The 23,650-nt window shown below is 50.5% G+C and carries 23 protein-coding genes and 1 tRNA gene; 13 read left to right on the top strand and 11 right to left on the bottom strand.

Annotated elements, in window-relative coordinates; all coding sequences use genetic code 11:
- Positions 1-142 precede the first annotated feature (142 nt).
- From AC1WNR_RS08190 to AC1WNR_RS08200, 3 genes are all read left to right on the top strand, one after another.
- Complete coding sequence (locus AC1WNR_RS08190) at positions 143-382, top strand: helix-turn-helix transcriptional regulator (RefSeq protein ID WP_481644016.1); 240 nt, start codon at positions 143-145, stop codon at positions 380-382.
- 119 nt (positions 383-501) lie between these two features.
- Positions 502-741 (top strand): helix-turn-helix domain-containing protein, encoded by a 240-nt coding sequence (locus AC1WNR_RS08195; protein ID WP_481645378.1) that lies wholly within the window; start codon positions 502-504, stop codon positions 739-741.
- A 66-nt stretch (positions 742-807) separates the two neighbouring features.
- On the top strand, positions 808-1,854 hold the full coding sequence (locus AC1WNR_RS08200) for an AAA family ATPase (protein WP_481644017.1): 1,047 nt from the start codon (positions 808-810) through the stop codon (positions 1,852-1,854).
- Positions 1,855-2,390: 536 nt separating this feature from the next.
- Here the strand turns inward: AC1WNR_RS08200 and AC1WNR_RS08205 are convergent.
- From AC1WNR_RS08205 to AC1WNR_RS08235, 7 genes are all read right to left on the bottom strand, one after another.
- Positions 2,391-2,696 (bottom strand): hypothetical protein, encoded by a 306-nt coding sequence (locus AC1WNR_RS08205; RefSeq protein ID WP_481644018.1) that lies wholly within the window; start codon positions 2,694-2,696, stop codon positions 2,391-2,393.
- Between the two features lie 134 nt (positions 2,697-2,830).
- The gene (locus tag AC1WNR_RS08210) at positions 2,831-5,995 is read right to left on the bottom strand and encodes a type I restriction endonuclease subunit R (protein WP_481644019.1); all 3,165 of its coding nucleotides are present in this window, start codon (positions 5,993-5,995) and stop codon (positions 2,831-2,833) included.
- Positions 5,992-7,341, bottom strand: coding sequence for a restriction endonuclease subunit S (locus AC1WNR_RS08215; protein WP_481644020.1), 1,350 nt, complete (start codon positions 7,339-7,341; stop codon positions 5,992-5,994). The genes AC1WNR_RS08210 and AC1WNR_RS08215 overlap by 4 nt, the downstream gene beginning before the upstream one ends.
- Complete coding sequence (locus AC1WNR_RS08220) at positions 7,331-8,899, bottom strand: type I restriction-modification system subunit M (RefSeq protein ID WP_481644021.1); 1,569 nt, start codon at positions 8,897-8,899, stop codon at positions 7,331-7,333. Before AC1WNR_RS08220 ends, AC1WNR_RS08215 begins: the two co-directional genes overlap by 11 nt.
- A 13-nt stretch (positions 8,900-8,912) precedes the next feature.
- Positions 8,913-10,073: a DUF4268 domain-containing protein gene (locus AC1WNR_RS08225; protein WP_481644022.1), complete on the bottom strand. Its 1,161-nt coding sequence runs from the start codon at positions 10,071-10,073 to the stop codon at positions 8,913-8,915.
- Positions 10,074-10,308: 235 nt separating this feature from the next.
- Entirely contained in the window at positions 10,309-10,749 is a 441-nt protein-coding gene (locus tag AC1WNR_RS08230) for a hypothetical protein (protein WP_481644023.1), read from the bottom strand.
- A gap of 246 nt (positions 10,750-10,995) precedes the next feature.
- A tRNA-Ser gene (locus AC1WNR_RS08235) sits at positions 10,996-11,083 on the bottom strand.
- A 183-nt stretch (positions 11,084-11,266) separates the two neighbouring features.
- On the opposite strand from AC1WNR_RS08235, the gene AC1WNR_RS08240 reads away from it, so the two are divergent.
- From AC1WNR_RS08240 to AC1WNR_RS08275, 8 genes are all read left to right on the top strand, one after another.
- Positions 11,267-12,241 carry a calcium/sodium antiporter gene (locus AC1WNR_RS08240; protein ID WP_481645379.1) on the top strand — a complete coding sequence of 325 codons (975 nt, stop codon included), beginning with the start codon at positions 11,267-11,269 and terminating at the stop codon, positions 12,239-12,241.
- Between the two features lie 24 nt (positions 12,242-12,265).
- The gene (gene corA / locus AC1WNR_RS08245) at positions 12,266-13,222 is read left to right on the top strand and encodes a magnesium/cobalt transporter CorA (RefSeq protein WP_481644024.1); all 957 of its coding nucleotides are present in this window, start codon (positions 12,266-12,268) and stop codon (positions 13,220-13,222) included.
- A gap of 125 nt (positions 13,223-13,347) precedes the next feature.
- Positions 13,348-13,512, top strand: coding sequence for a hypothetical protein (locus AC1WNR_RS08250; protein WP_481644025.1), 165 nt, complete (start codon positions 13,348-13,350; stop codon positions 13,510-13,512).
- A gap of 123 nt (positions 13,513-13,635) precedes the next feature.
- Positions 13,636-14,304 carry a response regulator gene (locus AC1WNR_RS08255; RefSeq protein WP_481644026.1) on the top strand — a complete coding sequence of 223 codons (669 nt, stop codon included), beginning with the start codon at positions 13,636-13,638 and terminating at the stop codon, positions 14,302-14,304.
- 443 nt (positions 14,305-14,747) lie between these two features.
- Entirely contained in the window at positions 14,748-14,999 is a 252-nt protein-coding gene (locus AC1WNR_RS08260; RefSeq protein WP_481644027.1) for a Trp family transcriptional regulator, read from the top strand.
- Positions 14,992-16,383, top strand: coding sequence for an anthranilate synthase component I family protein (locus AC1WNR_RS08265; protein ID WP_481644028.1), 1,392 nt, complete (start codon positions 14,992-14,994; stop codon positions 16,381-16,383). Before AC1WNR_RS08260 ends, AC1WNR_RS08265 begins: the two co-directional genes overlap by 8 nt.
- A gap of 5 nt (positions 16,384-16,388) precedes the next feature.
- Positions 16,389-17,051, top strand: coding sequence for an anthranilate synthase component II (locus tag AC1WNR_RS08270; RefSeq protein ID WP_481645380.1), 663 nt, complete (start codon positions 16,389-16,391; stop codon positions 17,049-17,051).
- 129 nt (positions 17,052-17,180) lie between these two features.
- Positions 17,181-18,197, top strand: a complete 1,017-nt coding sequence (locus AC1WNR_RS08275; RefSeq protein WP_481644029.1) for an adenosine deaminase — start codon at positions 17,181-17,183, stop codon at positions 18,195-18,197.
- Here the strand turns inward: AC1WNR_RS08275 and AC1WNR_RS08280 are convergent.
- The 4 genes from AC1WNR_RS08280 to leuA form a co-directional block, all read right to left on the bottom strand.
- On the bottom strand, positions 18,194-18,373 hold the full coding sequence (locus AC1WNR_RS08280; protein WP_481644030.1) for an anti-sigma factor family protein: 180 nt from the start codon (positions 18,371-18,373) through the stop codon (positions 18,194-18,196). The two genes, AC1WNR_RS08275 and AC1WNR_RS08280, sit on opposite strands and share 4 nt — an antisense overlap.
- Complete coding sequence (locus AC1WNR_RS08285; protein ID WP_481644031.1) at positions 18,370-18,951, bottom strand: sigma-70 family RNA polymerase sigma factor; 582 nt, start codon at positions 18,949-18,951, stop codon at positions 18,370-18,372. Before AC1WNR_RS08285 ends, AC1WNR_RS08280 begins: the two co-directional genes overlap by 4 nt.
- Before the next feature lie 114 nt (positions 18,952-19,065).
- Positions 19,066-20,130, bottom strand: coding sequence for an Ldh family oxidoreductase (locus AC1WNR_RS08290; RefSeq protein ID WP_481644032.1), 1,065 nt, complete (start codon positions 20,128-20,130; stop codon positions 19,066-19,068).
- Positions 20,131-20,235: 105 nt separating this feature from the next.
- Complete coding sequence (gene leuA, locus AC1WNR_RS08295) at positions 20,236-21,897, bottom strand: 2-isopropylmalate synthase (RefSeq protein ID WP_481644033.1); 1,662 nt, start codon at positions 21,895-21,897, stop codon at positions 20,236-20,238.
- Between the two features lie 164 nt (positions 21,898-22,061).
- Here leuA and AC1WNR_RS08300 point away from each other — a divergent pair, with 164 nt between their 5' ends.
- The gene (locus AC1WNR_RS08300; RefSeq protein WP_481644034.1) at positions 22,062-22,523 is read left to right on the top strand and encodes an Lrp/AsnC family transcriptional regulator; all 462 of its coding nucleotides are present in this window, start codon (positions 22,062-22,064) and stop codon (positions 22,521-22,523) included.
- Between the two features lie 168 nt (positions 22,524-22,691).
- Complete coding sequence (locus AC1WNR_RS08305; protein ID WP_481644035.1) at positions 22,692-23,648, top strand: MBL fold metallo-hydrolase; 957 nt, start codon at positions 22,692-22,694, stop codon at positions 23,646-23,648.
- Positions 23,649-23,650: the final 2 nt, after the last annotated feature.

The raw sequence follows: 23,650 nt of genomic DNA on the forward strand, positions 1-23,650 counted from the left end.
TCGGCTACCCCTTTTCAAGCATCAAAATATCATTATAAATAGTTTGGTATATCGCTGATCACACATATCGACCGCATCCTGCGATTCCCACAAGCACATCACCTGTGCTCTCTTATACTCTCAATCTGAGGACCTACCAATCATGGAACCAATCCATGCAGAAACCAATCACGCGGTTCAACCTAAAACCTTCCTACGTTGCAAAGAAGTATGTGCTAGAACGTCGCTGTCCCGTTCATACATTTACCAGCTAGCCCGTCAGGGCAAGTTCCCACAGCCTATCGATCTTGTTCCTGGTGGCTCGTCCGTTGCCTGGATCGAGGACGAAGTAAACCAGTGGATAAACGATCGTATTGAATCAGCAAGAGGTACCGCGCAATGATCACATTCTTCAGTAAGCCAATTTCACTCAAACAACAGCGGGTTACTCCTTGGCCAGAAAACCAACTGTTATTGATGATCGAAGCACTCGAATACGCAGGAAAAGTCGGCATCACGAAAATGCACCTCCAAAGGCAGGACTTTCTCGGAGTGGACGCTAAGATCCGTCAGCTGGAGCAGCATGGGGCGATAATTGAACGCAGACGAGTGAATCAAACTGACCACAGAGGAGCTGTGCGAGCACGGATCGCTCACTACACCTTGGTCGGATTCCATGACCTGCCAGAATACGACAACCCATATCGACGATACTACGAGTCAATCAGCGGGAACTTATATAGTTCGACTATTACTCACTAACTCCGCGGGAGGCTCTGTTCTGGAGCTTCCCCTTTTCCCTCCAGCTACGCAAAAAAGGAGTCGCATATGACTACCGCAGACGCATCCAGCAGCGATGCGCCACCACCCATCAGTGCAAGAGATCAGGCTCTCAGGAAGGTTATGAAAATGACCTTAGACAACAACACCGTACAGGCACGCAAGGCACAGGCAGTATCAATGGAGTTTGTCATCGAAGGTATTGCCGCACGGGGTGATATCACTATTCTATATGCCAGCCCTAATACGGGTAAGACCCTGCTGACACTGAGCCTGCTCGCTCAAACCAAGCTGAGTTCTGAGTCCACCCTTGAGATATTTCATGTAAACCTAGACGACAGTTTCGATGGCTTGACACAGAAAGCTGAACTCGGACTCTCCGGCGGATACCGGGTTCTTGACACTAAAAAATTCGGCAATCCGCTTAAAGCACTGAATGAGATATTTGCGACCCTAATCGACGGCGATGCCGCCAAAGATACGGTATTCGTGCTCGATACTGTTAAGAAGTTTACAGACCCAATGGACAAAAAAGCGTCATCGGCTTTTATGCAGGGGTGTAGAAAATTTACTCAGGCCGGGGGAACGTTGATTCTGCTAGCGCATAACAACAAGCAGACGCCAAATAACCCTACCCCGACGCCAGGCGGCACTAGCGATTTACAAGACGATGCAGACTGCGTTTATGTAATGAGCACAATTAAGCAGGTACCCGGTGCAACCGGAACTGAATACCACGTTAAATTTGAAAACCGGAAGGCGCGCGGGCCTAATGCAGCAGAGGCGTACTTCTCTTTTACCAAGGGCGAAGATGCTGACTACGTGGCGATGTATCACAGTGTCAGGCGGGAGAGCACACCGACTACCACCAACACATCGCCCATACTGGATCCCGCAGTCACCGATTCGATCCTTCACCTGCTGTCAGCTAGCTCTCTCACCCAGACAGAGATCATAGAGCAGCTAAAGGGGGTGCATGGCAAGAATACGATAAGAAGCCACTTGAAAGCGCTAACAGAGAGTGATGGTGACGACAGACAAATTTCTAGTGAGAGAGGCGCGAACAACTCGGTAATTTATCGATTGATAAATTGAAGCCGGTTTGCCGGTTTGCCTTCCCCCTGGGGGTGTAGGCAAACCGGCAAACCTAGACATAACGCCTAAGATTACTTAAACACCAACACCGAATATGTCGCTGAATCAACTCCACCCAACAAAAGCGACACCGATAAGCTAACCGTAGAAATAAACAAAGCGATATTCGACCGGTAATTCACGTTGCTAAAATACATCTGATTGTAATTATATCAACAACAACACTGTTGCTTACCGATGTACTAAAGCCAGTATCTGGTGTAGACGCAGCGATGTCAGCCGATACGCTATTTGTATAACTAACATCCGTTCGCCTTGAGCTGGACGATTGAAACTTCTGATGCGTTTTGGAGACATCAAATTGGTCGACCAAAAACCGTATGGAGCCTATATAGGCTAGCCAAACTAAGTGACTTTTAGCCATCGCCCGTGAATTAACTTCTTTCTGGAACTAGAAGCTAACCGCCTGGATTGTCAAAACTATGGGTTAGTCCCAACGTAATATGCACAACTCGATCCTCAAACGAGCGTCAGGTTTAACGTAGTATTTTGTTCCGGAGCGGACCAGCTTTTGCGTCGTATTCCTCCTGACTGATTGCCTCTTTCTCGCGCAATTGCGCTAACTCCAGGAGTTCTCGTCTGGCTGCTTTAGCGCCAAACTTTGGCTTCACTCGAGAGTAATCCACTCGCCTTAAATAGCGGATAGTGATCCATAAAAAGCAGCCAAGAGTAAACAACGCTCCAAGCCCACCGACTGTATCCGCCAAGTCGAAATACCAAAACCACTCTCGCCACTCATCACCATTCAAACCGTGCGGTTCGATTGAGCGGTAGTACTCCATAGACCACGCGCCCAAGGCAGTGACACAACCCCCAATCAACATTAAGGATATTTGGAGACGATTTGACGCCCAGAAGCTTCTCATAATTTATGTAACTCTTTGATTTTTAGTTTTAGTCAGACCAGCATACATGCCTAAATTCCGGCGTTTATTGCTCTGCCAGCATCGCGATTTACTTTAAACGCCTCAGCCTGCATAAAGATATCCTTGTACACCTCATCCCTATCAACAGGCGGATACCCAAATCGAGCCAATAACAGAATCAAATCGACTTTAAGCTCCGCTTTAACATCATCTCGCTGGCTCCAGTCGGTGTACTTGGCTTTATCATCGACAACCGCCTTAACCTCTTTAGCCAGTTCCAAAAGCTTATCTTCCGGATAAGTAAAGTCGTATTTCTTAGCTAACGCTTTTAGGATGTCGTAGAACGCTTTCTCTTCTAGGCCGATGCCGAGATCTACGAAGGAGTTCACTTCGATTTTAAGTTCTTCGTAAAGCTTAATAATATCGTCCGAGAAATCTTCAAGCACGTTGCTTACTAAGACATCATCTTCCTTACGCTCGTTGTATTTCTCTACAAGAGCTTGGAAGCGCTTACTAAACTCGATAGCCTGTGCGCGGTTAGTTTTACCAAATTGACCGATGGCTTTAGCTAAGAGCTGCTGCAATAGCTTAATTTTGGTGTTGGGAAGCTTAATCTTCTCGATCTTAGCTAAGTAATCATCATCGAAGATATCGACCTCTCCGCCTTCACCGAGCTTAAAGATCTCCTCTACACCATCACTCCTAATCGCCTCTTCAATCAGCTTCTTTACCTTAGCGTTCATCTGCGCGGTATCGGGTGCTTCACCTCGAGTCAACTTGAAGACGATAGACCGAACGGCAAAGTAGAAGTGGGCTTGATCCCTATCCTGTTGTGAAAGGCTCTCACTGCCTGAGCAAATGTCGTAAGCGGCCTTCAAGCGTTTAACCAGTGCCATAAAGCGCTTCTCTTGCTTATCGGTCATCATGGCGTACTCAGCAGCCATGTTTAAGCACTGAAGCTGTTTAAGCGGTTCACCGGTAAAATAAGGCGCTGCATCGAACTTATGAAACATCTTATTCAGTAGATCCAGATGATCTTTAACGGCTACTACGGATGTCTGTATATCTTCAAAGTTCTGTTCATCGGTCTTTGAGTATTGAGCCAAGGCCTTATTCATCTGGCTCTTGATGCCGATGTAATCAACCACCAAGCCTTTTTCTTTACCCTCGAACTTACGGTTAACGCGTGAGATGGTCTGGATAAGATTGTGACGCTGTATTGGCTTATCGATGTAGATCGTATCCAAGAAAGGAACATCAAACCCTGTAAGCCACATATCTACAACGATAGCGATCTTAAAATTAGAGTGCGGGTTCTTAAACTGACGATCTAACTCTTTACGGTACTCTTTGGTGCCTAACAGGTCGTATAGCGCTTTAGGGTCATCTTTACCGCGGGTTAGAACCATCTTCACCCGTTCAGAAGGCTTAATCTCTTTGAGCTGCTGCTCTGTAAGATTTCTGGATCCGTCGTGCTCTTTGACTTCGAACCACTCAGGGCGGAGCTTTTTAAGCTCTTTGTAGACCTCGTAAGCGATTAACCGTGAGCTACTCACAAACATCGCTTTACCCATAACAGTGGCGGCTTCAGCAATGCGGTTCTCGTAGTGTTTAACAAAATCCTCAGCTAACGCTCGAATACGATCAGGATCACCCAGGATAGAGTTAAGGCTAAGCATCGATCGCTTACTCTCATCTATCTGGTACTCATTGGTTCCGGCTTCAGCACACTCCCGGTAGTACTCCTCGATATCCTGCAGTTTGCCGTAATCTAGTGTTACCTTGGCAGCACGCCCTTCATAAACAATACGAACAGTAATCTCATCGGCTACCGATTCGGTCATGGTGTAGGCATCGACCACCTCACCAAAGACATCGAGCGTTGCATCAATCGGAGTACCCGTAAAACCAACAAAGGTGGCGTTAGGCAAGGAGTCATGTAGGTACTTCGCGAACCCATAGGTGCGCTTAACACCCTGCTCTGTTACGCGTACTTTCTGATCCAGGTTAATCTGGCTTCGATGTGCCTCATCAGAGATACAGATAACGTTAGATCGATCCGTTAATAGTTCGGTGTCTTCGGTAAACTTGTGAATCGTAGTTAGGAAAACACCACCACTGGTTCGTCCTTTCAGCAGCTCACGCAGCTGAGCACGGCTTTCTACACTAACAACCGTCTGATCCCCGATATACCCCTTAGCGTTGGTGAACTGCTTAGAGAGCTGATCATCCAGGTCAGTACGGTCGGTAATCAATACAATGGTTGGGCTTTCAAAATCGACGCTTCGCATCAGCAAGCGCGTCAGGAATAGCATGGTGTAGCTCTTACCACACCCTGTCGCACCGAAATAGGTACCACCTTTACCGTCGCCCTCAGGCTTACGGTGAATCTTTATGTGGTCGTATAGTTTGGTAGCTGCATAGAACTGGGGATAGCGGCAGACAATCTTATCTTCACGTTTAGAGACATCGGGGAAGTACACGAAGTGCCGAATAACAGGAAGCAATCGCTCCTTATCAAACAGCCCTTCAATCATCGTATGAAGGCTGTTGATGCCCTCCTGAGCGATGTTCTCGTTGCCCGTCACCTTCCGCCAACTATAGAAGAACTCGTAAGGCGCAAAGAGGGAACCAAGCTTAGAGTTCACTCCATCGGAGATTACACAGAGCACGTTGTACTTCATTAGCTCAGGGATATCCCGAGCGTAGCGTGTGGTTAACTGTACGAACGCATCATGCAGTGTTGCCTCTTCACGAATGGCACTCTTAAATTCGAACACCACCAACGGCAAACCATTGATATAGAGAATGCCATCTGGGATACGTTTCTCATGCCCTTCAATCTCTACCTGGTTAACGATGCGGTAATAGTTGGAACCCGTATCGTAATCGATCAGCTGGATAAACAGATCCTTCTGATCCCGATCGTCACGCTTAAACACGAAACCATCAGCAACCAGCTTGTAGATGCTCTTATTGGATTCGTAGAGATCAGCCGATGTGTAATTCATCAGCTGGCGCACGATGCGCTCTATCTCATCAGGGGTGATGCCCTCGGCGGTGTAACGTTCACCAAGAAATTTCTCTAGATCCTCACGAATGAGTACTTCACCTGGCTCACGAACCAGCTTTTCACCGGAGGTGTAGGGATACCCCTGCTGCTCCAGAAGTTGGATAATCGCGAGTTCTAACTGAGCTTCTGTGAACTTGGTCATAAGGCTTCAGCTACCTGCTGCTCGGAATCAGAAACTCTAAGCTCCCCAGATAACAATTTGGGCAGCAACGTATCTCTCAAACCTGAGAGCGTTTTCGACTCACCCTTGTTACTTGAAATTCGCTTGAAGTTAGGCTCAGACAGGTCCTTAAATGCTTTGAGTAAGTCATTAGATCCCGGAAGCGCCAGGTAGAACGTGCCGAAACTCGAGTTCTGGACCCTCTGACGTCCAGACGATCCAACCATACCGAGCTGACAATGAGCGCGAAATTCTTCCAAGCGGGAAAGGCACGCCACAAATGCTGATGATATCGAACCCGCACCTCTGAGTACGATGAACTCAGTAGATCCGAAACCCACTTCACCAGGTTCCAAGAAGTCTACGAGACCAGTTTTACCATTCTCTAAACACGGAGTTATACGGGCAAACAAAACATCACCCTGCGAGAACTTCGCACCACCCGAAAACTCTTTGTTTATTACATCGCTGATCTCAAATCCCGACGTTGGTAAAGCTTTCATATCTACGAAAGGTGCCACATCACCCTTCTTCAAAGATAAACGAGGATTAACCTCTATCGCTTTGTCAACTGGCACCGAGTTCCACCCCTCCGGTATCCACCCCATCTCATCGGTGAACACAAAGCTACTGGGGAACTGAGCCTGGATCTCAGGTGGTAGTGGTTTGCGCTGATCACCTAACGCCTGACGGGCAGCAGCGCGAGCTTGTAGCGGCTCGGGTATCTCGTTACCAGCAGCCAGGGCGTTATCGATAACGGGATCAAAATCCACGAACCAACTATGAAACAACGCCTGCGCCATCGCTTCCAGCGTTTCATTCATCTGGCGGTTGAGTTCGATTTTGTTCTCTAGCGCATCCAGTACTTGCGCAATCGCTCGTTGCTCTTTGACATCGGGGATGGGAAGCTCAAGTGTTAAAAAAGACTTATGATTTAGGTCCTTCTGTACCGAACCCGACGCTATTGAGTTCACGTACTCGATCACCTGTCGCTGTTTCAAAAACCAGTAAAGGTAGTCCTTGTCGAGGCCCTCATTTGGGATCACTTTGAAGCAGTTATTGTGAACCACACCATGCTTGTTTCTGAAAACCAAACCGACTTGCCCAGTCCTGGTATATATAAGCTCATCCGGGCTAGCTACAAATTTCGCTGCAATAGAATCAGCATCGATGAACTGTGATTTCGTGGAGTTTATGAGGTCGGTTATACGAAGAAGGGGCAGCTCCCCTTTCTCTTTAATTACATGGCGCGACTTCGAATTAACAGCAAACCCCTGAGCAAGTGATACGTAATTAAAAATTGGTTCTAACGACCAGCTAGTTTCCATACCCAAGCCCTGCCAGGTTCTGTTTAATCACAGCGTCCAACTTTTCTGATTCAGCCATCTGCTGATAAAGCGTCTGAGTTAGCTCACTCATCTTCTGTTCGAACGGTATGCCATCATCCTCAAGCTCGGCAGCACCCACATAACGTCCAGGCGTTAACACGTAATCGTTAGCTTTGATCTCATCGAGTGTTGCAGATTTACAGAATCCCGCCTGATCCTCATAAGTACCGTCCTTAGCTTCACCACGCCATGCATGGTAGGTGCGGCTAATCTCAGCCAGATCATCTGTGGTGAGTTCTTTATGGGTACGATCGATCATGGAGCCCATATTACGAGCATCGATAAACAGGGTTTCTCCGCTACGATCACGGAAGGCTTTGCGTTCATCGTTAAAGCTTTGTGCCTTTTTGTTTTTGGTAATGAACCAAAGACAAACAGGAATCTGTGTGGTGTAGAAGAGCTGCCCTGGTAGAGCGATCATGCAGTCCACAAGATCGTTCTCGATCAGCTTCTTACGGATCTCACCTTCACCCTTGGTGTTGGTACTCATCGATCCATTGGCCAATACAAAGCCGGCTATACCGTTCTCTGAGAGCTTACTCACCATGTGAAGAATCCAGGCATAGTTAGCGTTACCTGTTGGTGGTACGTCATAACCTGCCCAGCGTGGATCGTTTGTCAGTTCGTTATCCGCTCTCCACTCCTTAAGATTGAAGGGAGGGTTAGCCATGATGAAGTCAGCTTTAAGATCGGGGTGCTGATCTTTAAAAAAGGTATCCGCCGGTACATCACCAAAGTTGGCAGCGATACCACGAATCGCTAAGTTCATCTTTGCTAGCTTGTAGGTGGTACTGGTCTGCTCCTGCCCGTAGATGGAGATATCCTTCTTATTACCCTCATGGCTCTCAATGAACTTGATCGACTGCACGAACATACCGCCTGAACCACAGCAGGGATCGTAGATCTTGCCTCTGTATGGCTCGATCATCTCTGCAATCAGGTTAACCACACACTTCGGTGTATAGAACTCTCCACCACGCTGACCCTCTGATGCAGCGAAGTTACCCAGAAAGTACTCATAAACACGCCCCACCACATCCTCTTCACGATCTGCTGTGGTGTCGATGTTGCTGATGGTATCAATGAGTGAAGCCAGGTTGCGTGGCTCTAATCCTTGGCGGGAGAAGTAGTTATCTGGCAGTGCGCCCTTCAGGCTTTTGTTGTTCTTCTCGATGGTATGCAGCGCAGTGTCTATACGCAGCGCAATATCTTCCTGCTTCGCTTCCCGCTGAATGGTGGACCAACGTGACTCCTCAGGTAGGTAAAAGACGTTCTTCATCGCGTAGAAATCGACCATATCTACGTAGTCGCCCTGCCCCTCGTCAATCATCTCCTGCTTACGCGTTTCAAACTTGTCGCTGACAAACTTCAGAAAGATGAGGCTGAGTACGATGTGTTTGTACTCCGATGAGGCAACGGTACCGCGGAGCTTGTCGGCGGATTCCCAGAGGGTTTGTTCGAAGGTCTTCGTAGATTTCTTTGCTGGCGCTTTTGCCATGGTTATAGCTCTCTTAATTCTGTGCGGTTGTGGTGTTATTGGTACGCATTGATCTGGCAATCTCTTGTAGCGGCTGCTTTAACGCTGCTTCAAAGCGCGCAATGGTATTCAGGTGCCACTCTATCCACTCTGGCCAACGCTCCTTATCGTAACCGTCTACCTCAGTGGAGACCTCAATACGACAGGCTTTTTTGTTTTCAAGCGGCAGCCATATTAACGTTCCACCGAAGCTGGCTTCAATCTGCTCTTTACGCTCGTGAAGCAGATCAAAAATCTGCCTGTTTTCATCAGCATCGAAGCGACTGATGGACAGCTCAACTCGCAGCTCCTTCTGCAACAGCAATAACCCATAGGGGCACCCACGCAAACCAGAGCCTGCGTTGAGCCAGTGATCTTTAGAGGGGCTGATATTGGAGTACAAATCAACTGCAGACTGAGAGAACCGCTCTAAGAGCTGTTCCCAGTATTCAAGGCGTATACGGTGTCGATTTTTTAAAACGGCGTCAGCCGTCTTCTCTTCCGCCTCTTTAGCAGTGATGCCAATCATCAACTCACTTGCTTCGGGCGTGGGGATAATCTGATCGATATTGAGCAGGAGCTGATCCTCCAGAGAGAAGGGTGTCACTTTAAAACACTGAACATCGATCCCTTTGCCCAGTAACCACAAGGCTGTACTGGTAACCTCTTTACGGAAATTAGCAGCGATGAGCATAACTCGCTGATTGTTGCCCGGGTTTAACTTCACCTCGTCCAAGCTTGGGGCTTCGAAGAACTCGCACAGCTGCTCGACTGCGTCGATACGCTGTGACGCGTTCGTAGAAGCCTCACGATCCAAATACTGCTGATAGATCTTTACGATGTCTTTAGTAGTGAGACTCGAGCAGTACGAGGCGTATTTCAGCGCCTGCCAGACCACATCCCGACCAGAGTCGTCTAGTTTGTTCTCTATGATTACAAGCTGACCCTCTTTATCTAAAGCCAGCAGATCCAGACGCTCACGCGTGTCATCGAAACCATCGAACTCTTTTTGGATTATCAGAAGATCTTCACCGAGCGCACTGGGCTGGTTAGCCAGCCATTCCTGAAGATTACGGCGCTCGCTTAAACCAAGTTCAGTAAAGGATTTGCGCTCGACAGCGTTTATGCGATTAGCTTGTATGTCTACTTTGAACACAAAAGACTCCACGTCTGCTGACAAGTAATAATCAGAGTAGCATATTCTCAAGACAGAGATTTATCAGAAGAGGTGCCGCCTACTCAGGTTTTCCAGAGCCTCTTCAATTACTTATGGAGCCAGTGCTTCTAGGCGAACGAGTAATGTGCGAACCTCCCCCCCCCCCCCGGAGTGATACTCCAGGAAAAAACAATCAGTAAAGAAAATGTCCAACACTGCAGCCGGTCATAAGTCGTCAATCAACATCTGCATGCTCGTATCGACCAGACTCGATATTGACCAGTGTTTCTCTGATCTCTCTTTCATCGTGAATTGGTATCACGTGTGAGGATGCCATGTTGACGAAACCACGGAAGAAGTAGTTCTTATCCGGTTCAAACAGCATTTCAGGATCTTGCAGCCAGCCCATGTGATAGCGGCGCACACCGGGCTCCACCTCGAAGTAGTCCCACTCTCCGGTATTAATCTCCGACAGAACCTCTCCATCCAACTTGAAAGGAACATCCCACGCGGCACCTAGCAAGCCAGTTTTCCACTGGTAGAAATAGATGCCCGCCTTGCCTGCAACAGGCTGCGAGTGGTCACTAGTATCCACATAAGGCTTAGCGCCTTGTCCAGCACACCCCGCCAAAATACCTACCATTGTGAACATAGCTATAGACTTATACGCTGACATAAAATTATCCCTAAGCAATTGATTCCATATCGATTAATAGAAGCACACAAAGCCGGCATTAGTCTACGAATAAAGATACGCCAGTTGACGTCGAACACGATTTGCCAAATTAGCTGAGTAGCCCAAGCCAAGCACGGGTTGACTCCGGACCGCAGGGTGCAAAAACAAACTGACGGTTTAGTTGACGGTTCACTATGATTTAAAAACAAAAAACCCGCTATTAATCAGCGGGTTATTTGCTTTATATGGCGGTCAGGGAGGGATTCGAACCCTCGGTACGTTGCCGTACAGCCGCTTTCCAGGCGACCTCCTTCGACCACTCGGACACCTGACCTAAACGGGTGTGCTCATCGGGTGGGCGGAGCCGCTGTCCGATGGCGAGTGAGCGCGGCATTGTATCAGCTTTTAGTTAAAGCTCAAGCGCTTAGCGCCGGGAAAATAGTGGCTTTTCGCGCTGTATATGCAGAGGCTTTTCTATAGAATGGCAGACACTGATTTTATGGTATTGGAGTTGTCGATGTTGTGGCCTGTTTTGGCAGTTTTTGTGGGTCTGATCGTGCTGGTTTGGAGCGCCGATCGTTTTGTTGACGGTGCGGCTGCCACTGCGCGGCACCTGGGCATGCCCACACTACTGATCGGCATGGTCATTATCGGCTTTGGCACTTCCGCACCCGAAATGGTTGTATCAGCTCTTGCCGCGTTGCAAGGAAATCCAGGTCTTGCACTGGGTAATGGCTTTGGCTCTAACATCACAAATATCGCTCTAATTCTGGGTCTTACCGCCATACTCGCCCCCATTGCTGTACAGTCGCGTATTCTCAAAGCAGAGCTGCCGGTGTTGATGGGCGCAACCTTGCTGGTCGGCGCCCTACTCTATGATCTAGAGATCAGCCGCCTCGACGCCTGGATTATGCTGATCGTCTTTTTTGCAATCATGGGCTGGTCGATCTGGCGCGGTATGCGTGAGCCCAAGGATGCGCTGGCCGACGATATCGCCCATGAGCTGAATGAGGATCAGATGCCGCTAGGTAAGGCGATGATCTGGCTACTGATCGGACTTGCGCTACTCATCGCCAGCTCTCGCCTTCTGGTTTGGGGTGCGGTAGACATAGCGAGCGCTCTCGGTGTCAGCGACCTAATTATTGGACTTACTATCGTTGCCATAGGCACTTCACTGCCTGAGCTTGCCTCGTCAATTATTGCTGTGCGCAAAAACGAGCACGACTTAGCAATTGGCAATGTGATCGGCAGCAACCTCTTCAATACACTCGCTGTTGTCGGCATCGCCGGCGCAATTCATCCCTTGAGCGTCGCCGCTGAGGTACTCACCCGAGACTGGGTGGTGATGACAGGACTGACTGTTTCACTCTTTGTCCTGGGGTACGGTGTGCTAGGACGTGGCAGAATAAATCGTATCGAGGGTGCACTACTTTTGGCAGCCTACGTTGGCTACGCCGGTTATCTCTTCTACACTCTGGCGCAGGCCATCTAAACACAGCTTACAAGGAATATCGGCATGCTACGCGGATTTGCAATAGACGCTAATAAACTGCGTGAGCGCGAACTGGATGCCAATGAACCTCAGGCTCAGCTGCAGTCACTCTGCTGGATTGACCTACAAGACCCCACTGACGAAGAACGCCTTTGGGTTGAGCAGTGTCACCCTCAGGCGCTGCCGGAGGCAGACGAAGTTGAAGAGATCGAATCGAGCGCCCGCTACTTTATCGAGGGGCGTGATATCCATGTCCACTCCCTCTTCCTGACCCAGAGCGAAGGCCGTTACAACACCACAACCGTCGCTTTCACACTGGCGCCCGAACGTCTGCTCAGTTTCCACGACGTGGACCTGGCCGACTTCCGCCTGATTCGTCTGCGTGCGCGTCGCGGATGGATTGAGACCCGTAACCCGCTGCAACTGCTCACCACCATATTTACACAGAAAGTTGATAACCTTGCCGATCAACTTGAGGATCTGCATACCGAACTGGAGGAGATAGGCCACGAGGTTCTGGAGAGCCAGAGCAGCGGCTCACATGAACAAGCGCTAGACCGACTCGCTCGACTGGAAGACTCCAACGGTAAAATCCGCCTCTGCCTGATGGATACCCAACGCTCGATCTCGTTTTTGATGCGCCACATCCGTAATCAGACTGAGGAGCAGGAGGCCTGTCGCGAGATTCTGCGAGATTTGGACACACTCATGTCTCACGCCACCTTTATGTTTGAGAAGATTAACTTCCTGATGGATGCCGCGCTCGGTTTTATCAATATCCGTCAAAACCAGATCATCAAGACCTTCTCGATCGCTGCGGTGGTTTTTCTGCCACCTACTTTGGTCGCTAGCATATACGGTATGAATTTCGCTCATATACCCGAACTTGCATGGAGTGCAGGGTATCCGCTTGCACTTGGCGCGATGGTTGTTTCGGGAATTGCCCCGTACCTCCTCTTTAAGCACAAAGGCTGGCTCTGATAGTCTAGAACGAAGCCAGAATCCCGCCTGTGTCTAATTGGAGATGGACCGGGCTTCGGCAGTTTTTGGCATAAAAACTGCAGCAGAGTTTAGCGTTTACCTCTAATGGATAGGATGTCCAACCAATGAAATACAGACCTCGTCTGCTCGTCTTAGTTGCGCTTACCCTCGGCCTTTCAATGTTGTCACCGACGGTCTCTGCCCGTAATGTGCTTGTGATTTGGGGCGCAGATGCAGGCCAACCCTGGACGGCTGCCGTCTCCGAGGCACTCCATAGTGCACTTAAATAGTCACAAGAGCGGATTAACCTCTACTCTGAGTCGCTCAGCTATAACCGCTTAAAGGTCTTACCCAATCCCACTATCTGGGCGACGCACTTAAACCAAAAATACGCTGACGCGCAAATCGATATAGTGATCAGCTTCGAGCACGTTGCAGCTAGGCAACTCTACGCCGCCTATGGTGACCTTTTACCGCTGGCTGTTAAATTTGCCATCCTCGGCAATGGCGACTTGAAGCAGATCGAAGCGCTGCCGTGCAACAGCGCGATCACTTATGCGGTGATGCATAGGGATGGAGTTGGCGAAGCACGCAATCCGCGTGTTGTGCTTGAGGAGATTCTGCAACGCGCCAAGGTGCCTGTATTTGTTAATCACTCCACGCTCCTAATAACCGGCGTTGTCGGCGGGCACACGCTTGATACCGATAAAGTCGCTAAACTCATGCGAGTGCTCTATGCCGAAGATCAGAAAACTCTGCAAATGCTGACGACTGCCCTACTTAAGAAACAGGGTGCACAAGTCGTGGTAGCTAATGACGGTTCAGAGGCGCTAGCGCTATTCGAAACCCAGGATTTTGATTTTGTGCTAACCGATATCATGATGCCCAATCTTGATGGTTACGGTCTCACTCAGGCACTGCGCGAAACTGGGTACCGCAATAAAATAATCGGGCTAACAGCGGCCACCATCGGTCTACAGACAGATCAACTACTAGCAGCCGGTGCGGATGCAACGCTTAGCAAGCCTGTCGATATCAACAAATTAGTGGGCCTTGTAACGGCGACCGCCCATAGCTTATGAGGGTTTAACTCCGGTGTAATTCGCTAGCTGCTTCAGTAATTGGCGCTCTAGTTTATCCAGCTGGGTGTGTAAGCGCATTCTTTGCTCTGTACACTCAGCAGTCTTTATACTTACACGCAGCTCGTATGATGCGCGTACAAGCGCGTCAACAGATTGCGCAGACGCTGAGCTCGGCTCCTGTGACGTAGAAGCTACCGAAAAGCTCTTGAAATAGGGATTGATCGTACGGCGCATTTTCTCAAATCGCTTCAATTTAACCTGCTGAAGTTTAAAGCGTGCTTCTGTTTGCGCAAAATGACACTTAATACTCCTATGACCTTTACTCAAAAAAATTACGATTTTTTTAAAAGTTTTTCTCAATTTGTGATTTATCGGCACACATAACCCACCACACTTCAGATAGATGTTGACCCAAGCGTACTAGCTTGCTAGTGTACTAGTACATGAATACACCTGACTATTTCGACGATCTCCTAGACCACCTGCACGGCATCGAATCACGTGATGATTTCGCTAAAGCACTGCATGGTCTGCTGACCCCTACTGAACTTGCGGAGGTGTGCAAACGCCTACAGATATTCCGCATGCTCGAAGCGGGTGTGCCGCAACGCGAGATCGCTAAACAACTGGGTGTGGGTATTGCCACAGTGACGCGCGGATCGCGCGCGCTCCAAGCGGAAGAGAGAAATGATTAAACGCCCTGCCAAGATAGAGCTGCCGCGTAAACCGAAGTACGTTGCTCTAGCTGCAGATATCGACTTCTTTGAACTGTTCAAGAAGATCGAAAAACGCTTCGACACCTGTTTTATGCTCGAATCACTCGGCGAAGAGAGCTACATCTCACGCTACTCAATTATCGGCTTTGATCCCGAACAGCAGATCTGGGCCAGCGAGGGCGCGCTGCACATCGATGGCCGTGACGGTAGCAGTGAAGCCTACGAAGCTGAAAACCCCTACTACCTGCTGCGCGATATCGTGCCGCAGGACATTATCTCGCGTCGCTACGCTGGCGGCTTAACCGGTTATATCGGTTATGACTGCATGAACTATTTTGAGCCCAGCCTCAAACTGCAGCGTTCCGAGCTGTTCGATATCTTCCGTTTTGGTGTGTACAAGGACGGCCTGATCCTCGATAAGATGACCGGAGAGGTGTTCTACTTCTACTACGCCGACAGCCGCCTGGAGCTCATCGAGTCGATCATGCACGCCCCCTGCCCGCCCAATGGCGCGCTAAAGATCTACAACCTAGGCGACACCATGACCAAAGCGGATCACGCCGATGCGGTGATGAAGGTGAAACAGGATATTATAGATGGCAAGATCTTCCAAACCGAGGTGGGCTTTAAGAAGCGCTTCCGCCTCGAGGGTGACAGCATCAATATCTACGAGCAGCTGCGCGAGGTGAACCCCTCACCGCAGATGTACTACGTTAAGTTTGGTGAGCAGAAACTCATCGGTGCTAGCCCAGAATTGCTGTTCCGCCTACGCCAGGGCGAGATGGAGACCTTTCCACTCGCCGGCACCACTAAGCGTGGCGCGGATGCAGTGGAAGACCAGCAGCTTGCGCGTAAGCTGCTCAACGATCCAAAAGAGATCGCCGAGCACAATATGATTGTGGACCTGCACCGTAACGATATTGGCCGGGTAGCGCGCTTTGGTACCGTAAAAGTGCGTAGTCTCATGGATATCAAACGTTTCAGCCATGTGCAGCACATCTCCTCAGAGATCGTTGGCATCATTCATGAAGATCACGATATGTTCTCGGCTCTGGCGAGCAACTTCCCAGCGGGCACGCTAACGGGTGCACCGAAAATTGAGGCGATGAAGATTATCGATGCGCTCGAGGCTGATGGTCGTGGCCCCTACGGCGGTGCTGTCGGCCACTTCTCGTTCAACGGTGACTGCACCTTCGCTATCCCAATCCGCACGGTCTTTGCTAATGGCGAAAAAGCCTACGTACAGACCTGTGGCGGTAACGTCTACGACTCCAACCCTGAAGATGAGTACGAAGAGATTCGGCGTAAATTTGCCGGCACCAAAAAGGTGCTGGATCAGTTCATCGTGGAGGAGCAGGCATGAGTTCGATGAAGGTTCTAATTGTAGATAACTACGACTCTTTCACCTACAACCTCTACCAGTTTATCGGTGAGGTGCTAGAGGCTCAGGTACAACAGGGCGAACTCGAGAGCTTTGATATCTTGGTAAAGCGCAATGACGAGCTCGATCTTGAACAGATCAAAGCCTTAAATGTCGACCGCATCATCATCTCCCCTGGACCAGGTTCCCCGGACGACCCAGACTACTTCGGTGTCTGTGCCGAGGTTATCTGCACACTCGGCCAAACAACACCTCTACTCGGTGTCTGTCTGGGCATGCAGGGCATCTGCCATGTCTTCGGCGGCAAGGTGATTAAGGCGCCTCTACCGATGCACGGTAAGATCAGTCCGATCACGCATAACGGTGAGGGAGTATTCTGTAACATTCCTGATCAACTCGAGGTGATACGTTACCACTCGCTGATTGCTGAATCTGAGTCAATTCCAGACTGTCTTGAAGTTACGTCTGCTGTGGGCGAGCTGACACAGGCCGATCTAACCAACCTTGAGCGTATTCGCCAGGGTGGTGAGTTTGAGATCATGGGTGTGCGCCACAAGCAGTACCCCATTCAGGGCATACAGTTCCATCCTGAGTCCTTCGCGACTGAGGGCGGCCGTGAGCTCATCCTAAACTTCCTGATACAGGCATAACAGTTTGTAGGAGGGTTGTACGCGAAGCGTATTACCCGACCACCTTCCAAATCGGGAAATAGAACTACGTTCTACATCCCTCCTACCGTTCTTCGGCCTATACTTAAAGACGAACGGAAGGAGTAGCCAATGGCGCGCATTACCCGCGAGTACATTAAATCTCTGCCAAAAGCAGAGTTACACTTGCATCTAGAGGGCTCTTTGGAGCCCGAACTGATGTTCAAACTCGCTGAACGTAACAAGATCCGCCTCAACTACAGCAGTATTGCAGAGATCAAGAAGGCTTATCAGTTTTCTAACCTTCAGTCCTTCCTCGACATCTACTATCAGGGGGCTAAGGTTCTCTGTACTGCAGATGATTTCTACGATCTCACCACCGCTTATCTAGAACGCTGCAGAGAGGACGGTATCGACCATGTTGAACCCTTCTTTGATCCGCAAACACATCTAGAGCGCGGTGTCGCACTAGAGGCGCAACTTGAGGGCATTGGCAATGCGCTGCGCGATGCTGGCTCACGCTGGGGGATGAGCTATGGTCTGATTCTCTCTATCTTGCGCCACCTCCCTGTCGAAGAGGGAATGAAAGTCTATGAGATGGCCCGCCCTCATATAGGTGAATTTATTGGCATCGGCTTGGACAGTTCGGAGCGTAACAACCCACCACGAAAGTTTGCGCCAATCTATGAGGCGGCTCGAGCAGATGGACTCCGAGTGGTAGCGCATGCGGGTGAAGAGGGCCCACCAAGTTACGTCTGGGAAGCGCTCAATAGCCTTCGTGTGCAGCGGATAGATCACGGTGTCAGAGCGCTGGAGGATGGCAAGCTGGTCGACCATCTCATAGAGCGCCAAATTCCGCTAACCGTCTGCCCCAACTCCAACATTCGCCTCAAGGTTTACGGGAAGATGGCAGATCACCCGATTCTGCGCATGCTCGAGCAGGGTATGAATGTAAGTATCAACTCCGATGATCCGGCCTACTTTGGCGGTTATCTAATCGATAACTTTTTGGCTGTGGATGAAGCACTTGGCATGAGTCGTAAAGAGGCTGCCCTGCTGGCACGCAACAGTATCGCCGCGGCCTTTATCGATCCAGATCGCAAAGCGCAGCTGTTAGCGCGCTTGCCGATACGAGAGCTACAGAGCTAGTCCTTAGTCTCGGAGCGTTTTTGACAGACGCGGTGTAACTGTTCCAATTGCTGTTGGCAGCGCGAGCACTTGCCACACATCATCAGATGCGCACCTAGGCTCATCTTCTCGATCAGGCTTAAGGGGGCATCAAGCTTCTGCGACATCTGTTCAGTCGCGCGCTTACAGCTCATCATTGCTCGATCTCCTCACGCCCATACCAACCCCGCTCCAGACAGCCACGAATTTTCAGGCGTGCCCGGTGCAGCATCGTCCAGACGTTCTGCTGCGACAGGCCCAGCGAGTCACAGATCTCGTCGGTCTCGATTCCCAGCAGTTCTCGCATCGCAAACACGCGCGCCGTTCCTTTCGGCAGATGAAAGACACACACATCAAACACCTGCCAGAACTGTTCGTGTAAGTAGGAGGACTCGGGTTGCACCCACTTCTGCGGTTGCTGCCCACTAACCCAGTGCGAACGCTCATCAAACATCTCATCAACCTCAGCCACCTGATCGGCGTCGAAGTCAGTGGTAAATTCACGCGAGCGTCGGCGAATCTCATCAATCAGCTTGTTCTTCAAAATCGCAAAAAGCCAAGTCTCAAACTTTGACTGCCCATTAAAGCGATCAATAGCCTCATAGGCTGCCAGTAAGGTGTCTTGTACTTTGTCCTCGGCTAAAGCTTCATCCTCTAGCTGCAGACGCGCGAATGCAAGCAGGCGCGGGCGCACCGTCTCAAAATGCTCTTCAATATCAATGACGGCTGCGTTCATAAGGCTCCTCGTCTCTAACTTGCATCATTAGATCAGCAAAATGAGTGCCAAAAAAACGCGGCCACTCGGGTTGTCACGCTTAACAGCCTAGCTCAGACAGATGGGAATTGCCTACTAAGCGACTCGCTTTGGAAAGATCAGCGAGTAGCGTTCACAGAGTGCCTCAAAGCCCTCGACCGTCACGGGATCAAGCGGTACTCCCTTCTCGCGCCTTACAGCAGCTTCGGCCCACTCACGATCACCTGGCGCCATAACCTGTTTACCTTTGGCCGGTTTGGAACTGCGCAGTTGGGAGAGGTAGCGATCCATAATTGCCGTTGCAGCGATGCGTCCAACAAAACCGTCCGGATCAATCGCCATAACAAAGGCGCCCATCTCTCTTGGCCGGCTGTCACTCAAATCTCCCATTGGCGCTATTTCAGGGCTCAAGCGCATATCGGATAGAACCGCAGAGAAAATCTCTGCCATGCCCCCCAGAGCGGCCCCCTTAAAACCGAAGGCTGCACCCACAGGCGCCATCATCTCTGCTCTGTTCGGGTCATTGGTATCCACACCCTCAGTGTCTGAAGCGACGTCATCGGGTAGATCAACCCCGAGGGAGGCGTAGAGCTGTACACGATTGACTGGCACCGACGAGGTGGCCATATCCAGCAACCAAGGATGCTCTTTACCGGTCGGTACAGCCATCGAGATGGGGTTAGTCCCGTGAAAGCGCTCCGCGCCATCATGCAGCCGCACAAAAGCGTCTGAGTTACCAAAGGTGAGGCCAATCATACCGGCACGCGCCGCGTGCATAGAGTATGCGCCAGCCGGGCCAAAGTGCGAGGAGTTCTGTACCGCGACCCCCGCAATTCCGGTCTCTCGAGCCAGAGCGATGGCATGATCCATCGCTGCATACATGACCCGCCCACCCTGAGCATTATCGCCATCAAGTATCCCCGTTCCCGCTTTAACCTGGGTAAAATTGAGGTTGGGTGTTCTATTCAGACGACCAGTTTCAAACACCGCTATGTAGTGCGGCAACAGCCGTACGCCGTGGCTATCCACTCCATGAATGGAGCCATGCATGATTGAGTTGGTACAGGCCGTTTGAGTCGGTTCATCAGCGCCGCAGGCGCTCAGTGCTTCGCGGCAAAAACGCTCTAGATCTTCGTAATCAACACACGTTCTATTTTGCATCAACTACTTCCTTACGCTCTCAGCTTCAACAGTTGTGGACCAGTAAAACAAAAACAGCGTGGCAGTCATAGCTGGCACGCTGTTTTATATCGTTCAGGCTGGCAATTAGGCGGCTGCACGCGCCTCTGATTTCGCCCGGTTGATTGCTGAGATCAGTGCGCGAAGCGATGCACCTAGACTGTCGTTATCCAGCGCCATGCCGCCAACGCGAGCGCCATCAACATTGATCAGATAGTATGCGGCAGCCTCGGCAGCGGTACCCTCTCCAATGGCATGCTCGGAGTAATCAATCACGTTGACCTGCTGCCCCGACTGTTTCGCCCAGGCATCAAGGAATGCGCTGACAACACCCTCACCTGAGCCATTCACCTCAACCTCTTGGCCATCAATGACCAACTTCGCATGGACAATTTCATGCCCGTCGCGCTCGATCTGATAGCCTTTGAGACTGATCGGAGCCTGATCAACAATGAAGTTATCTTTGAGCAGATCAAAGATCGCCTGACTGCTCAGCTCAGTGCCGGCCGCTTCAGTCGCCTTCTGCACTACTGGTGCTAGCTCGGTCTGCATCCAGCGTGGCAAGTGAATACCGAAGTCGCGCTCCAGCACAAACGCCATACCACCCTTGCCTGACTGCGAGTTAACACGAATAACCGCCTGGTAATCACGACCGATATCCTGCGGATCGATCGGCAAGTAAGCCACCTGCCAATGCTCCTCTTCGCTCTGTACATGCAGACACTTCTTGATGGCATCCTGATGGCTACCAGAGAACGCGGTGTAGACCAACTCACCAATCCACGGGTGGCGCGGATGTACCGGCAGACGCGTGCACTCGGTGTAGACCGTGATAATTTCGTCTGGATTCGACAGATCCAGCATAGGATCAACGCCCTGGCTGTAGAGGTTCATCGCCATGGTGACAATATCCATATTGCCAGTACGTTCACCGTTACCCAGCAGTGTACCTTCAACACGGTCGGCACCGGCTAAGAGCGCCAACTCACCGGCAGCGACGGCACAGCCACGGTCGTTGTGAGTGTGCACCGAGACAATCGCTGATTCGCGGTTGTTCAGATGACGGCAGAAGTACTCGATCTGGTCTGCAAAAACATTCGGCGTAGAAACCTCTACCGTCGATGGCAGATTAAGGATGCAGCGCTTCTGAGGTGTTGGCTGCCATACATCCATTACGGCGTTACACACCTCAACGGCGTAATCGATCTCGGTGCTGGTGAAGCTCTCGGGTGAGTACTCAAACATCCAATCAACATCAGGGAACTGCTCAGCGCCCTCCATGACCCACTTAGCACCCTGTACAGCGATCGCTTTGATACCCTCTCGGTCTTGGCGGAAGACACGTTCGCGCTGCACGGTGCTGGTCGAGTTGTAGACGTGAACAACTGCACGTTTAACACCCTTCAATGACTCGTAAGTGCGATCGATCAACTCTTTGCGCGCCTGCACCAAAACCTGAACGGTCACGTCTTCGGGGATTTGGTCCTCTTCAATCAACCAACGAATAAAGTCGTAATCTGGCTGACTTGCAGATGGGAAACCCACCTCAATCTGTTTCAGCCCCAGTTTAACCAGCAACGTCCACAGGCGCTGCTTCTGATGCACGCTCATCGGCTCGAGTAGTGCCTGGTTGCCATCACGTAGGTCAACCGAAGCCCAGATAGGCGCTTCAGTAATCTGTTTGCTTGGCCAAGTACGATCAGCGATGTTGATCTGCGGAGCGGGACGGTAACGACTGTGGTTAAACATGGGATGCCTCAAATCAAAAATATTACCCTAGATCCTGATCATTCTACGCCGATTCGAAAGCAGAAGATTGCGAACTTTGCGCTATTTTAGATTTTTAATTTGCATTAATTGCTCATTTTAAAATATAAATAGCAGAATATTTTAATTAAAAGAGCTATACAGAAATGGACCGCTACGATCGACAGATTCTCGAGATACTTCAAAAAGAGGGACGCATCTCCAATCAGGAGCTGGCCGACAGAGTGGGACTCTCACCCTCCCCCTGCCTCAGACGTGTGCGCGCGCTCGAGGAGAGCGGCCTGATCATCGACTACCGCGCTATCGTCGATGCTCGCGCACTGGGCTACAAGCTGATGGCGATTATCCTAATATCTATGGACCGCCACACGCCCGAACGCTTCGCCAACTTCGACCGAATCGTCTCGAATCTGCCGGAAGTACTCGAGTGCCTACTAATTACTGGCCAGGATGCCGACTACCAGCTCAAGGTGATCGTCAACGATATGGATGATTACCAGCGACTGCTGCTCGACAAGATCACCCGCATTGAGGGCGTCAGTGGCGTGCACTCAAGTTTCGTGATGCGTCAGGTGGTGGCCAAAACCGCTCTCCCCATCTCCCAGTAGGAGCGCCCACTGTAGGAGCCCCCTCGCAGAGATGGCGACCCTCAAATCACCAGTCGCGCGGTGCGCTAGCTCTTACCCGATTAAATAATTGCCAAGCAGCTTGCCCATATTGAGAAATCTCTAATACTCTTGGGCCTATACCAACGTGAGCTCTTGAGAGAACACTCTATGAACAATCTTAGAAACGCCTTAGTCGCCAGCCTTATAGCAGTTGCAACTTCTTCGCTGGCCGAAACACCTGCTGACAAGTACCCAGAGTCCCTGCTCTACGATAAACCGGTGCAGGTATCGAACTCGGTTTGGTCTGCCATCGGTCAGCTTAAGTTTTACACCTATGAGAATGCGGGTCATAACAACAACCTCTCATTCGTGATTGGCAACGAATCAGTGCTTGTAGTGAATGGCAGTAGCGTGTATCTCTTGGCTCAGGCGCTGCACGATGAGATCAAGAAGATTACCGATCTACCTGTGAGATATGTGGTCAACGAAAATGGTCAGACGCACGCCTCAGGCGGTAATAACTACTGGAAAGAGCAAGGCGCCACCATTATTGCCCATAGCGATGCGGCCGAAGAGATTGAGAACCACGGGCCTCAGGGGCTCGAGCGACTCAACGAGTTACTGAAAGAGCGAGTCGCTGGCAGCGAGATAATCCCCGTCGACCAAACCTTCGATGACCGTTTAACTCTGGATTTAGGTGGCCTAAGCGTTGATCTGTTACACCTTGGCCCCGCGCACTCAGCCGGCGATATTACCGTGCATGTGCCAAGCGAAAATGTGGTAATCGCTGGCGACATCGCCTTTCACCAGCGCATGTTGCCTGTTTTCCCTGAGACCGACACCGCTGAGTGGATAGAGACTTGGGTAAATGAGTTCACTCCACTTGCGCAGGCTGCGATCATTATTCCAGGCCACGGCGACCCGACAGATTTTGAGCAGGTAGATACCTTCACTCGCGGCTACCTAGAATTCCTGCGGGGTAAAGTCGCTGAACTGCTGGACGAGGGCGGTACGCTGGCGGATGCCTACAACATAGAGCAAGCAGCCTACATGCATCTGGAGACCGCCGACGAACTGGCGGGCAAGAATGCGGGCCGAATCTTCGAAGCGATGGAGTGGGAATAGGA

Source organism: Marinobacterium marisflavi (assembly GCF_982447095.1).